This window comes from Rothia sp. 18CD1-1 (assembly GCF_055285355.1).
The window spans coordinates 1-12,673 of the sequence record NZ_JBUZLI010000001.1 but is presented as its reverse complement, the minus strand read 5'-3'; the positions used below and the strand labels follow the sequence as shown (position 1 = coordinate 12,673).

At 54.4% G+C, this 12,673-nt stretch carries 15 protein-coding genes and 1 tRNA gene; 2 read left to right on the top strand and 14 right to left on the bottom strand.

Annotated features, from left to right (window positions below; translation table 11 throughout):
* Positions 1 to 7 precede the first annotated feature (7 nt).
* The 11 genes from ACS1BR_RS00080 to ACS1BR_RS00030 all read right to left on the bottom strand — a co-directional run bounded on the left by ACS1BR_RS00080 (position 8) and on the right by ACS1BR_RS00030 (position 8,370).
* Positions 8 to 559, bottom strand: coding sequence for a copper resistance CopC family protein (locus ACS1BR_RS00080; protein WP_463559358.1), 552 nt, complete (start codon positions 557 to 559; stop codon positions 8 to 10).
* Between the two features lie 141 nt (positions 560 to 700).
* On the bottom strand, positions 701 to 988 hold the full coding sequence (locus ACS1BR_RS00075) for an HU family DNA-binding protein (RefSeq protein ID WP_463559357.1): 288 nt from the start codon (positions 986 to 988) through the stop codon (positions 701 to 703).
* A 73-nt stretch (positions 989 to 1,061) separates the two neighbouring features.
* Entirely contained in the window at positions 1,062 to 1,367 is a 306-nt protein-coding gene (gene rpsN / locus ACS1BR_RS00070) for a 30S ribosomal protein S14 (RefSeq protein ID WP_463559356.1), read from the bottom strand.
* 3 nt (positions 1,368 to 1,370) lie between these two features.
* The gene (rpmG, locus tag ACS1BR_RS00065) at positions 1,371 to 1,541 is read right to left on the bottom strand and encodes a 50S ribosomal protein L33 (RefSeq protein WP_463559355.1); all 171 of its coding nucleotides are present in this window, start codon (positions 1,539 to 1,541) and stop codon (positions 1,371 to 1,373) included.
* A gap of 2 nt (positions 1,542 to 1,543) precedes the next feature.
* Positions 1,544 to 1,780, bottom strand: coding sequence for a 50S ribosomal protein L28 (gene rpmB / locus ACS1BR_RS00060; RefSeq protein WP_463559354.1), 237 nt, complete (start codon positions 1,778 to 1,780; stop codon positions 1,544 to 1,546).
* Between the two features lie 473 nt (positions 1,781 to 2,253).
* Complete coding sequence (locus ACS1BR_RS00055; RefSeq protein ID WP_463559352.1) at positions 2,254 to 3,063, bottom strand: SGNH/GDSL hydrolase family protein; 810 nt, start codon at positions 3,061 to 3,063, stop codon at positions 2,254 to 2,256.
* A gap of 113 nt (positions 3,064 to 3,176) precedes the next feature.
* Positions 3,177 to 4,223, bottom strand: coding sequence for a siderophore-interacting protein (locus ACS1BR_RS00050; protein WP_463559350.1), 1,047 nt, complete (start codon positions 4,221 to 4,223; stop codon positions 3,177 to 3,179).
* Complete coding sequence (locus ACS1BR_RS00045) at positions 4,220 to 5,122, bottom strand: ABC transporter ATP-binding protein (protein WP_463559347.1); 903 nt, start codon at positions 5,120 to 5,122, stop codon at positions 4,220 to 4,222. Before ACS1BR_RS00045 ends, ACS1BR_RS00050 begins: the two co-directional genes overlap by 4 nt.
* Before the next feature lie 11 nt (positions 5,123 to 5,133).
* Positions 5,134 to 6,177, bottom strand: a complete 1,044-nt coding sequence (locus ACS1BR_RS00040; RefSeq protein ID WP_463559344.1) for a FecCD family ABC transporter permease — start codon at positions 6,175 to 6,177, stop codon at positions 5,134 to 5,136.
* Positions 6,177 to 7,232: a FecCD family ABC transporter permease gene (locus tag ACS1BR_RS00035; protein WP_463559342.1), complete on the bottom strand. Its 1,056-nt coding sequence runs from the start codon at positions 7,230 to 7,232 to the stop codon at positions 6,177 to 6,179. The genes ACS1BR_RS00040 and ACS1BR_RS00035 overlap by 1 nt, the downstream gene beginning before the upstream one ends.
* A gap of 85 nt (positions 7,233 to 7,317) precedes the next feature.
* On the bottom strand, positions 7,318 to 8,370 hold the full coding sequence (locus tag ACS1BR_RS00030; protein WP_463559341.1) for an ABC transporter substrate-binding protein: 1,053 nt from the start codon (positions 8,368 to 8,370) through the stop codon (positions 7,318 to 7,320).
* Between the two features lie 636 nt (positions 8,371 to 9,006).
* Here ACS1BR_RS00030 and ACS1BR_RS00025 point away from each other — a divergent pair.
* Both ACS1BR_RS00025 and ACS1BR_RS00020 read left to right on the top strand, forming a co-directional pair.
* Entirely contained in the window at positions 9,007 to 9,513 is a 507-nt protein-coding gene (locus ACS1BR_RS00025; RefSeq protein WP_463559340.1) for a hypothetical protein, read from the top strand.
* Positions 9,514 to 9,780: 267 nt separating this feature from the next.
* The gene (locus tag ACS1BR_RS00020; protein ID WP_463559339.1) at positions 9,781 to 10,722 is read left to right on the top strand and encodes a hypothetical protein; all 942 of its coding nucleotides are present in this window, start codon (positions 9,781 to 9,783) and stop codon (positions 10,720 to 10,722) included.
* A gap of 283 nt (positions 10,723 to 11,005) precedes the next feature.
* Here the strand turns inward: ACS1BR_RS00020 and ACS1BR_RS00015 are convergent, their stop codons facing one another.
* The 3 genes from ACS1BR_RS00015 to ACS1BR_RS00005 form a co-directional block, all read right to left on the bottom strand.
* Positions 11,006 to 11,242 carry a hypothetical protein gene (locus ACS1BR_RS00015; protein ID WP_463559337.1) on the bottom strand — a complete coding sequence of 79 codons (237 nt, stop codon included), beginning with the start codon at positions 11,240 to 11,242 and terminating at the stop codon, positions 11,006 to 11,008.
* Positions 11,243 to 11,378: 136 nt separating this feature from the next.
* A tRNA-Thr gene (locus ACS1BR_RS00010) sits at positions 11,379 to 11,452 on the bottom strand.
* A 123-nt stretch (positions 11,453 to 11,575) separates the two neighbouring features.
* Positions 11,576 to 12,454: a DsbA family protein gene (locus ACS1BR_RS00005; RefSeq protein WP_463559335.1), complete on the bottom strand. Its 879-nt coding sequence runs from the start codon at positions 12,452 to 12,454 to the stop codon at positions 11,576 to 11,578.
* Positions 12,455 to 12,673: the final 219 nt, after the last annotated feature.

The following is a 12,673-nucleotide window of genomic DNA, read 5'->3' as shown; positions in this document are numbered from 1 at the left end:
TGAATTCCTAATCTTTGCGGGAACGGCTTTTGAGTATCACGGTGGTCAGCACCGCAACCGCGGCCGCCAGCCCCGCCGTAAAAATCACGATATTGGTTGCGTTGAATCCGCTGGAGGTCTCGGAGGGTTCCCCGGTCTCACCAGCGGTGGGGCTCTCAGTCGCGGATCTGCCCTCCCCCACCGTCAACCGGTAGGTCCCCTGAATAGGGTGCCCGTCAGAGGAAACCACCCGCCAGGTAACCGTATAGGTTTCATCCTCGCTACCGTGGCCCCGTATTTTCTGGCTGACCCTGCTACCGTTCACCTCAGCGTCACCGCTGGCGACATCGGTCCCGGCCGCGTCGGTAACCCTGACCTGGTTGGCGCCGTCCACGTCAGTGATCTCTCCGCTGAAGGTCATGGTGATCTCCCCGGGTGCCTCGGTGAGCACCCGGTCCGCCACCGGATCCGTTGCGACCAGTTCGTCGTGGGCCAGTGCCGGGGGCGCCCCGAGAGCTACGAGCACGGCCACGGTAGCGGCCACGAGAGAGGTCAGTGCACTTTGAGGTGCGTATTTCATGGGTTTTTCCTTGAACAGCGTGTCAGAACACATACCAGCTGAAATGTACAGAAACATTCTATCGGAGAACCGTCCGTACCCGGCTCCATTAAAGACCAAAGACCGCCCGGTGGGCGGTCTTTGAAAAGCCTCACAAGAAACTTATTTCTTGGTGGCGACTGCTGCCTTCAGCTTGGAACCGGCAGTCAGCTTAACACCGTGGCCTGCCGGGATCTGAATGGTCTCGCCGGTCTGCGGGTTACGGCCGGTGCGTGCTGCACGGTCGGTGCGCTCAATCGCCATCCAGCCGGGGATGGTGATTTTCTCACCTTCAGCCACGGAAGACTCAAATACCTGAAACAGTGCGTCTAGCACACCGTTCACTGCTGCCTGGCTGGTGCCAGCTTTCTCGGCTACCTCTGCTACGAGTTCGCTGCGGTTCTTAGCCATAGATGCCCCTCCTGAGACTCAATATTTTTCTCGGCGGTATAGCTACTGTTCAGCTAAACCTTCTAGCCAAACCTTACCAGCTTGACTTGGTGATACCGGGCAACTCGCCGCGGTGTGCCATCTGACGGAAACGCACGCGGGAGATACCAAACTTCTGGAGAGTGCCGCGGGGGCGACCGTCGATCTGGTCGCGGTTGCGCACGCGCACCGGTGAAGCGTTGCGGGGAAGTTTCTGCAAACCTACTCGGGCGGCTTCGCGCTCTTCAGGGGTTGCGTTCTCATCGACCAGGGTCTTTTTCAGTGCCTGGCGCTTTTCTGCGTAGCGGGCAACAATCTCTTTGCGCTGCTCGTTACGAGCGATCTTTGACTTCTTAGCCACGACTTATCGCTCCTCTCGGAAATCTACGTGCTTGCGTACAACGGGATCGTATTTCTTAAGCGTCATACGGTCGGGGTTGTTACGACGGTTCTTGCGGGTGACATAGGTGTAACCGGTTCCCGCGGTTGACTTGAGCTTGATGATCGGACGAATGTCCTTACCTTTTGAAGCCATGTTTAGATCTTCTCCCCGCGAGCAATAATTTCGGCTACTACCGCCTCGATACCGCGCACGTCAATAATCTTGATACCCTTGGCTGATACGCGCAGGGTAACGGTGCGGCGCAGCGAGGGCACGTAGTATTTTTTCTTCTGCAAGTTCACATTGAAACGGCGCTTGGTGCGACGATGCGAGTGGGAAATGCTGTGTCCAAAGCCGGGAACAGCTCCGGTCACCTGGCAGACTGCTGCCATAGTTTTCTCCTCCGTTTGTTGACGAAATGACGGTGCGCAGTGGGTGCACACTTGATTTTCACAAGCGGCTTGCGTCCCGTCACCTAAGGTAGAGCACCGGGTTATTCTCCGGGCTAGAGTGTTTGAGACTCAGCTTGGGTGAGAAAACAAGCCGGGTCCCCGCCGCGGGATAACGGTGAATATTTTTAAGGTGTCGAGAGGTGTTGCCACCAATGCGACAGCCTTAAATACTAGGTAAATACAGGCCTACATGCAACCTATACGCTCCCGGTTACAGGGCATGCGGGTAAAAGTGTATTCTCCGCCGCACTGTCTTGAGGTTTCGGTTGCACACGCAAAACCGTGTCCCATAATACCAGAGTTTTCCTTGATTTTTCGCGGTTTTTAGAGGGTGAAAGGTCCCCGAGACACCGGCGCATACCCGTTCCCGCCCGCTCTTCAACCGCAAACTGTCGATATGTGATTTTAAAGTCTTAATCCGCGAGTTCTTCCACATATTTAAAGCGGGTGAGCTGCGGGTATTTGGGGGAGAGACCGTCTCCCGAGCTGGTGCCGCGCAGGCGGCGGCCCACCCAGGGCACCACGAACTCCCGGGTCCACCGGGCTTCGTCACGCAGACGCTGCATGCGGGTTTGCTTCGGCTGCGCGGGTAGCTCCCCCGGCGCCACGAGATTGACAGATTCGGCGCTGAGGGTATCCAGTACTCGCACCGCCATCTTGGTGTGCCCCGCCGTGTTGAGGTGTAGCCTGTCGGGGGCAAAGTAGCGCGGGTCCGCGAAGTCCCGCATCCGCCAGAAATCGACGATGGTCACACGATTTTCGTCGGCGATCTCGCGTAAAAGCTCGTTGTAGATAGCGGTCTTGGGGCGGGTTGATTTGAAAGCGTTGAAGTCCCGCACGTCCATACCGGTGAAGGTGAAAACCTCTATCCCCTCGGCGCGCAACGCCGCAAAGGCATCGTTCATGCGCTCCATGAGTTTATCGATATTGGTGTTGGGTCGCAGAATGTCGTTTCCACCCCCGTAGAAGCTGACCAGGTTGGGTTTGAGGTCGATCGCCGCCTGCAGCTGCTCGTCAATGATGGCGCCAAGGAGTCGCCCGCGAATCGCCAGGTTAGCGTAGAGTGCTTCGGGGTCAGCGAGCATAAACTGTTCGGCAACCCTGTCTGCCCAGCCGCGCACGCCGTTGGGGCGCACGGGATCAATATCTCCGACCCCCTCGGTGAAAGAGTCTCCGGCGGCGACATAGCGGATGCTGTCTTCGGTGTTGAGGATAGATGACATGAGATAGTCCTCCCTGATTACGTCGGGGTTCTGATGACTCCACTTTACTCCCGGACCGTTTTCTCCTTTTTATCTCGGTGCCGGCTACTGCTGGACCCGGCCGGGGCCGCGGGCTAGTTTTCTGCCCGGCCTTTCTTCCAGTAGCCCATGAAAGAGATATTGCCCCTGTTAATGCCCGCCTCGTTAACGCAGATCCGCCGCAGGGTTTTAATGGTCCCTGATTCACCGGCAATAAACACGTAGAGTTCGTGCTGGCGATCGGCGAGACCCCACACAATCTCGTCGGCCGCTACCGGTTCCACGGCGGTTGCCCCCTGTGGCTGAGGTAGGCCCAGTAGCTGCCGCAAATCGTGCTCAAGTCTTTCACCGTGGGCGACCGTTGTGTGCCCGTCCGTGCGCGGTAGCCAGTGCAGTTTTATCTGCGGATAGCCTAGCAGTAGCGGGGCCCCCTGGGTGTGGGCGAGCACGTCATCGTCTGCCGGGACTTCCAGGAGCAGATCTGCCCGGGTATCCGGTGTGAGAGTACGCGCTATGGAGAGTGCTGCCGGTACCGCCGTTTCATCGGCGAGGAGGATAATGCGCTGGGCGTTGTGCGGGTCCCAGGAGCTCCAGAGGCTACTGCCTCTCAGGGGCGCAAGCAAGGAGACGAGGTCACCCTCGCGTGCTGCCTCCGCCCAGGCTGACCCGGGCCCCTCCTGCCCGCCGGGGCCACCGTGAATCACAAAATCTATATCGATTTCGGGCACGAGCCCTGCCCCCGCCACGGGCCCCGGCAGAGCTGTCTCACCACCGGGGCCGGGGCGGAAACTGCCCGGTACCGGTGGTAGCCCAGCCCCCGGTACAAGCCGGGAATCACGCACCGTATAGGTGCGTACCCAGCCGCGCTGTTCCGGGCTTTCCGCCATGTAGCTGCGATACCAGTTTTCGGTGAGTTCCCGGTCGAAAGGTTTCCTCTGACCAGCCGGAGGAATAAAAAGTTTAATGTAAGCGTCAAGGGTCCGGCCCTCACCGTTCGAGATGCCCTCGGCTGCCCGGTAGAGGGACTCCCCCGCGAGCGAGATCCGCACATAGTGCCGTGAGAGCCTCCGGGCACCGGTGACCCTGAGGGGGAAGAGACCGAACCGGGTGGATGTAGAGGTGGTGCGGCAACGCGTACTCATACGTCTCCTCGCTCCTCTTTTCCCGTTCCGGCGGCCCCGTTCCCGCCGTTCTCTTGACCCGAGACAGCGCGATCGGTGACCCGAAGAGAGAAACCGCCCCCTGTATCTCGCGCGTGAGGGACAACTACCGGGGTGCCGGTATGGAGCGGGTCAGCAACCGATGCACGCAAACCAAAAACCCTGTACAGATTCTCACCGGTCATGACCTGCCGGGCGTCACCGGAACATACAATGGTGCCGTCTTTCATGGCGATCAGGTGGTCTGCCACCCGGGCTGCCAGGTTGAGCTCGTGCAGCACCATGACCATGGTGGTTCCCCGATCCTCATTGAGGTCGCTGAGCAGGTCCAGCAGGTCTACCTGGTGGGCGAGGTCCAGGTAGGTGGTCGGCTCATCGAGCAGGAGGATATCTGTCTGCTGGGCCAGGGCTAGGGCAATCCATACGCGCTGACGCTGGCCACCGGAGAGTTCCGATACCGGCTGCTCTGCCAGCTGCATGGTGTTGGTGGCTTCAAGGGCCCAGGCTACCGCTTGGTCGTCTTCTGCCGAGTTTCGTTTGAAGAGCCCCTGGTAGGGGTAGCGTCCGCGAGAGACCAGATCCGCTACGGTAATGCCGTCGGGGGCAATGGGGCTCTGCGGCAGTAGGCCCACCCTGCGGGCAAATTCTTTGCCGGGGAAAGTGTGCACGTTTTGACCGTCTAAGGTGATGGTGCCGTTGGTGGGTTTGAGGAGCCGGGACATCCCCCTGAGGAGTGTTGATTTTCCGCAGCCGTTGGGCCCAATAATGGCCGTAATTTTGTTGGGGGGTATATCCAGCGAAAGATCTTTGACGATTGTTGTGGCACCGTAGCCGAGGTCTACCCCGTGCACGGCGAGTACCGGTGAACCTGTATTTTTCATTCTATTTCCCCTCATTTTTGTGCCCGAGTAAGAAGCCATATCAGGACCGGGGCCCCGAATGCGCCGGTAAGGATACCCACGGGCAGCTGGCCGGACAGGATATAGTTGCCAGCAATAAAGTCTGCAAAAACCACGATGATCGCTCCCGTCAGTGCTGAGGCAAGGAGGGAGTGTTGGCCTCCGATGAGTCGCCGTGCTATGGGACCGGAAACAAACGCCACAAAGGCTATGGGGCCTGCCGCTGCGGTGGCTGCCGCGGCAAGAAGAACACCGAGAATAATAAAGACCCAGCGTACCGCGGGCACGTTGAGCCCCAGCCCGCGGGCGAGGTCTTCGCCCACCACGCTGGCGTGCAGTTTGGCGTGTAGGAGCGCGATGGTGGGAAAGAGTATCGCCAGTACTATCAGCAGAATTTGTATGCGTTCCCAGTTCGCCGAGGAGAGGGAACCGGTCAACCACACCATGGCCGACTGTGCCGAGTTGGTGTCTATCCTGCTCAGGAGGTAGGTGACCACGGCGTTTGCCAGGGCCGAGATTCCGATACCCATGAGGATAAAGCGGTTGCCCACGCTGCCCCCACCGGTGGAGAGCAGCATGATGATAACGGCAACGATCAGCGAGCATACTACCGCAAAGAGCGAGAGTGAAAACCCGCTTGCTCCCCAGTACGCGATGCCGAGAACAGCACCCAGGGCTGCGCCCGAGCTGATACCGATGATGTCCGGTGAAGCTAGCGGGTTGCGCAGCAGCAGTTGAAATATTGCGCCTGAGCAGCCGAAGGCGGCACCGGTGAGTAGGCCGAGTACGGCGCGCGGTAGTTTGTCGGAGAGTACAATAAAGCGTGCTCCGCGGGCGTTTTCGATGCTTCCGCCCTGCACGATGGTGATGAAGTCGCCGATGGTGACCGTGTAGCTGCCCAACAGGACCCGCACGGCAACAGCTGTGATGAGGAGAAGAAAAAGTGCGGCAATGACGGTGCGGGGCCGCCGTCTGCTGCGTGATCGTAGTGCGCGGACCCGGTGTGCGCTGATCGCGGTGTCGGGTATCTGGGGCATTAGAGGTTCACCGCTTTCTGGTTGCGCACCAGGTAGATGAATACGGGGACACCGATAACTATCATGGTGACTCCCACCTGTACTTCTTCGGGGGAAAGGATAATCCTTCCCACGGTGTCTGCGAAGACCAGCAGGGCGGCGCCGAACAGCCCGGAGAGCGGGATGAGTAGCCGGTAGTCGGGGCCCACCAGGGCGCGGAGGGCGTGCGGTGCCATGAGTCCGATGAAGGCGATGGGGCCGGTCATCGAGGTGGCTGTGCCGCACAGCAGGGTGATGCCTATAAAGAGGGTGAATCTTTTGAGGGCGACGTTTTCGCCCAGTGAAGCCGCCATGTCATCGCCCAGCGCAAAGTTGTTGATCGCGCTGGAGCCCAGGAGAAGAATTGCGGCCCCGGCCACGATCATCGCTACACCGGGAAAGTAGTCTGCCATGTCACTGCCGGCTACCGTGCCCACCTGCCATTTGCGGAGGCTGTCGAGTACGTCGTGAGAGCTGATAATAAATGCTGAGGTGAGCGAGCCTAGACCCGCCGATATGGCCGCACCCATCAGGGCCAGTTTGACCGGTGTCGCCCCGTCCCTGCCAATGGAGGCCAGGGCGTAGACCAGTACCGAGGCGGCCGCTGCCCCGGCAAAGGCCAGGAGCGCAAAATCTGTGGCCGATGTGGCGCCCAGGAAGGCTATGCCGGTGACAACGGCGAAGGCTGCACCGGCGTTAACTCCGAGGATTCCGGGGTCTCCCAGGGGGTTTCTGGTGACACCCTGCATGCCCGCGCCGGCGATGGCCAGTGCCGCACCGATGGTTGCCGCCCAGACGGTGCGCACAGCACGCTGGCTGAGAATGGAATGCTCCACGGCGGTGACGGGTTGGCCGGTGACATAGTTCCAGACTGTTTCGGGGCTCACGCTGCGGGTTCCCAGCATGATGGAGAGGGCGCAGGCGATGGCTAGCGCCGCGAGGAGTCCGGCGCACACCCAGTTTTTCCGTCGTGAGCTCTTTTTGCCGGTGGTGTCGCGGGCGGGCCACTGCGCATCGTCCGCAGTTTTTGTGTTCACGGTAGCCTTCCCTGTTGCGGTTCAAGGCTGCCGGTGCCCCGAGAGTCGAGGGGCCCCGGCAGCCTGTTTACCCGTGCTGCTGTGTCTATGCCGCGTTGCGGGTATTGGTGACCGCGTTAGACATATTTTGCAGGATAGCGGTGTCGTTGACCGCCCAGACCAGAGAGAGCGGCGAGGCGGCTGAGAGCGCCAGTCCTGCTGTTTTGTCTGACTCAAATACTATTGCGTCATTTTTGAGGGCGGGCATGTTGGCAAAGAGGCTGTTGTCTTTGACTTTTTGGATATCACCTTCGGCCTCGACCCAGGCCCAGACGGCGTCTGCCTCAACGGTGTCGAGCACTTCGGCTGAAATATTGGTGTAGAAGGTGGAGTCGTCGCCCTCGTTCTGCTTCACGTAGTCGGCCTGTTCCATTCCAATGAGGGTGAAGAAGCGGGGTCGGGTGTCTTTGGACGTGTAAGCACCAAAGGTGTTCTCGGCGGTGTTAAATGCTCCCGCGATGAAGGTTGCGCCCGCGAGGTTTTCGTGGGAAGCTGCCGCATTTTTAACCGTTGTTTCGGTGTTTTCGATGATCTCTGCCGCTTCGTCTTCTTTCTGAAGCATCCGACCGGCCATGGTCACGACCTCCTGCCAGGATGCTGCCCAGGAGCCGACTCCCTCGGGGGCGGGGATGACCGGGGCGATCTCAGAGAGTTTGTCGTAGATTTCCTGGTCCATGTTGCCGTAGGGGCAGAAGATTGCGTCGGGTTCCAGCTTGGCGAGCTCTTCGTAGTTGGGCCCATCTGTTTCGTCGTAGCGGGTGGGTTGGGAGCCGCCGAGTTCTTGGAGTTTTTGGTCGAACCAGGGGGTTGATTGGTTGTCGTTGCCGCCCCAGGATACGATGGGGGCACCGACGGGTACTACGCCCAGTGCCAGGATGGCGTCGGGGTTGATCCAGTTTTGTACTACGGCGATGTTTTGGGGTACGGAGGTAAATGTGGTTTCACCGTAGGCGTGTTTGATGGTGTAGGAGTCTGCCGACTCCGAGGCCGAGGAATTGGCTGAGCTGTTTGAGTTTCCGGTTGAGCACCCTGCGAGGAGGGCTGCTGCGGCGGTTGCTGCACCCGCTTTGAGGAAGGCACCGCGTGAGAGTGAAACCATGTGTTTGTTCTCCAAACTGTGTGAGGGGTGTTACCCCTTCTTCGCTATCGCTGGTAGGGCACTTAGGGCACCCTAACTGATAAGGATATGTAATTTTTAGTCCTCCGACCAAACTTGGCGAGCAAGTTCACATAACTATACAGTTATTACAGCGCTGGTAAGTATGCCGCTCTAGGGTGAGGTGTATCGCGGCTAGCTATGTGCACATGACAACGCTTCGCAGGATTGCCACATGTATGCACAATACTCTGAGCACGCCAAATCAACTAGACGGTCAATTATATTATTATGGCACTCCATGGGTCTCTACCAAGTTCGGCACGGTAACCCCTGTTGACGCAACAGAAGGGCTGGCCTTGAAACATCGAACCAGCTCATTATTACATTTTATGGACCCCTGCACGCAAATGAGAACTTACTTGTCAACCCTTCATTTATTATTGAAAATCTAATTTGTCTTATTATGAATTTAATTTATGCTGAACAGAATTCATCACCAGATTTTGATAAGACAACCCCAACCATGTAAAATTATTTATGAGTAAAACTTAAGGATCGAAGGAGACGTAGATACAAAATTCACAGTTAATTGCGTATAATATAATACTAACACCCTAAATAAGGAGTATGAAATAGATGAGTACCGATTATATATCTATAACATCACTTTTTATTGCTCTTGTTGCCTTTGTTGTATCCATTCTTGATTGGCTTCAGATAGGTAGAGAAGAACCATGGAGTGTGGAGTGGGCATCAGACGGAGCACTTATTTTAAAAAGACTCCATTATTGGCCAGTCTGGATTGAAAATTTACACAACTTCCACGGAGGTCAAGTTCAAGTACTCAATGATGCTGCACATATAGGATGGCCCATGCGGAGAAACTCACAGCAGCCACTATGTGTAAAACCAGCAATAGAAGGAACTTTTATTACGGTCTGCTACCGTAGACTGAATCTTATTGAAATACTTCAGTTTAAGCTCGAAGATTTTATTGACAATATCCCCCGAGAAGCATCAGGAAAGATTGACTTCAAATTAATAAAGATAAAAAACAAGATTAATCGTAAACGTAGCAATTATTGGGATACATCTAAGTTGCAGGGTAAAAAAAATTGGCACACCCCAGTGATAAAAAGATAAAAACCAATCGTTTAGATTTTCCAGTTACCTTGTCAACCGCAAATTACCTACTCAAAATATGATTTTTAGCATGAGTCCCTACTGGACTCGAGCCGGTGTCTCCCTATTTAGAAGATAGAACAGGGTATTCTGTAGCGATCCAATTCCGCGTATTTCAAGGCTTCTTTTTGTAACTCGTCCGCTTCCATGCAAGGTTTCGCGATCTCTGGTTAACAAATGTGAGCAGAGGGCCCCCTGTCTGATACCTCTATCTAAAAGGATAAGAACATGAGAAAATTTGGTTCACTCTCCCGAGAACTTGAAAACAAAAACAGTCCGATTCATACATACGTGAAAGAAAAATTTCCACACACGAAAAATTTGGTACGCACATATAAGAAGGATCCCTCAGAATTACTAGTCCCAACGGTAACCCCTATTAATAACCATCGTTCTAGTATTTTGGGCGAGGCTTTCGATTTGTTGGCACGTTTCGTAGCGAATCCTGAATACTATCCAGAACAGGCTCTAAAACCGCTCATTGGTCAGAACCTTCTTGAACATGGTGAAGATGCCGTTTACACCATGCAAGAAATCGATTTGAGACCGAATAAAGATTTGTCACCTGTTGCTGCTGCTGTTTGCTGGTATCTTGCGCTGACAACTCAGGCATATAGAGCCGGAGGCATCCGAGAAGATTCACCGCTGGCTTCTTTTATCTATGATTGTGATGTTCAGGAACTTTTAGATTTAGCCTCCACTGAAGATATCGAGGAACTCAAGCAACTTCATTCTATTGCCAAGAATAACCTTTACCCGATTTTTGAAGATGCTACTCAAAAGAATTTATTTCTTGGTCCAGAATTCTCTGGTTCAGAATATTGTAACGCTGATGCAGACATTATTGCGAATAGAACTCTGATTGAGATTAAAACTCGCATCGGCAGGAAGAATAAGAGTGGATTTTATGAAGATAATTTGCGTCCTGAGGACGTTCGCGCGGTTTTGGGCTACATCCTATTCGATCTGGAGGATAAATATCAGTTAAAAGAGGTTGCTTTTTACTCAGCTCGTTACGGCAAGCTGTTCAAGATCGATCTCAATGAGTTCCTAGAAGCCCTCGCCGGCAAACCAGTATATCTTGATGAAGCAAGAGCTGATATGAAGAGAATTCTTGAAGGCTCGTTTGATGAATCACCAATCACAAGCAGACGAGTATTCTGCAAGTAGACAGTAGCCAATAACTAAAAGAGCCACCTTATCAACACTGTGTTGGAGCCTGGATTTAACTGTCCGGGCTCCTTGCATTGCAAGAATATGGAGGTGCGCGTTGCGAGGAACGAGCAAAAGCGCGGGCCCGTATATTCTCATGTACAAGCAAGGAAGCCAAGGACTGTCAGTGCCAGAGACGCCTTGATTACCTTGAGAACGTATGTACATGTTCTAAGAAGTCAAGAAGAAGCTTCTGCTAGGTCTTTTGCGGAGGCGCTGAAAAGTGCACCTCCAAAAACATCTAGGCCAAGCTGCTGAGTATGGTAGCTATGAGTAGGATTGTCGTTCCTATAATTGTCATTGCTACAGACCACTTTTTATGGATAGCTTCTTGTTTTTCTCTTTCGATAGTATTGTCACTGACAAGGAAGGCAAACGTATTTGGTTTTATTTCAAAAATCATTCTGACACTAGCCCAAATATTGATTGCTGTCCCGATAGCTGCCAAGATCAAAGAAATAATAGTTAAAGATGACATTCTAGAATCCTGTTCTACGAGAAAGTTATTCTATCGACAAAGGAAAATAATCAGTGCTAGCAAACCAATTCAAAACAAAAGGATGCACCCACCTTTGTAGCAAGTACATCTCTAGAAAATCGAATGATTGTACATGAGCCCCCTACCGGATTCGAACCGGTGACCCCCTGTTTACAAGACAGGTGCTCTGGCCAGCTGAGCTAAGGAGGCAGTGCCCGAAGGCAACCCTTCTAGTCTAGCGAAAAATCCAATGAGTTTTCAATTTAGTATAAGAAAGGGTGGGACAGCCCGGTATGCGGCCGTCCCACCCTGATAACCCTAAGGTTTTAGGTGTTAGTTGTTATTCTTGGCCTCGATGATACCGTTGAGCCAGGGTTCCAGTTCAGCGCTAGTGAACTGCTGTCCATCGGCAAAGAGGGTGGGAGTCCCCCGCACACCGTTCGCTGACGACTCCGAGTTCACCACGTTCACCAGGGACCGCCAGCTGTTGTTATTCATGTCGTCGGCAATATCCGCACCGTGTTTCTGGGCAATCTCAATAATCTGGTCATTATCAAGAACCTGACCCTGATGGGAGAACATCTCTTGCTGCCAGGCCAAGAAATTATCCGTTGAAACCTGGTTAGCTACGGCGTAGGCAGCATTTGCCGAGCGGGCAGAATAATTCCCCGCGGTGCTGCTGTCCAAGAAGATGAGGTTACGTACCTCAAGAGTAATCCTGCCCTCGTCGATGAGTGTCTTGAGGTATTCACTATTTGCCTGTTCAAACTCTGCGCAGTGCCGGCAGTTATAATCTTGAAAAAGCACCAGGTGTACCGGCTTACCGTTTGAAGAGGCATCTTCAGCTTTCTCAACACCCAGAGGCAAGGAGGTCTCCTCGGCGCCGGCAGTCGCCGTATGGGACGCTGAAGCGCTATACAGCGAGTTGGAATCCCTACTCGGCTCCTGGGAGGTGTTCTGTTCGATCCCTCCGGCTGTTAGTGTGATTCCGCCGTACTGGTTGGAGCTTGCCGGCACCGGCCCCGCATCATCGATTCTATTGCGGTTACTCTGCACGATCACAATGGTTACGATAGCGATGATAGCTACGGCAACGAGTGCTACGGTAGCTTTGATCCAGCCGCCGTTTCCCTTTTTAGAAGATTTCGCTTGCTTCTCAGCTAGCTTGCGTGCCCGCGCACGAACATCGTCAGAAGATTTGTTCTCTGCCACTGATACCCTACTTTCTATCTCATCAATTCTCCTAGCTTAGCCTAGAAAACGGGTAGAGCTCTTAGAGATAGACCTTAAAATAAGGATAAAAACAAGACTCTACATGGTTTTCGATGAGAACGAAAGGAATACTAGCCTGCGGCCGGGGTCAGCTTTAACCTTATGTCCCTACACGCCCCTGGGGGGTCTCAGGAAAAATATCGACCAAGACAGAAGACA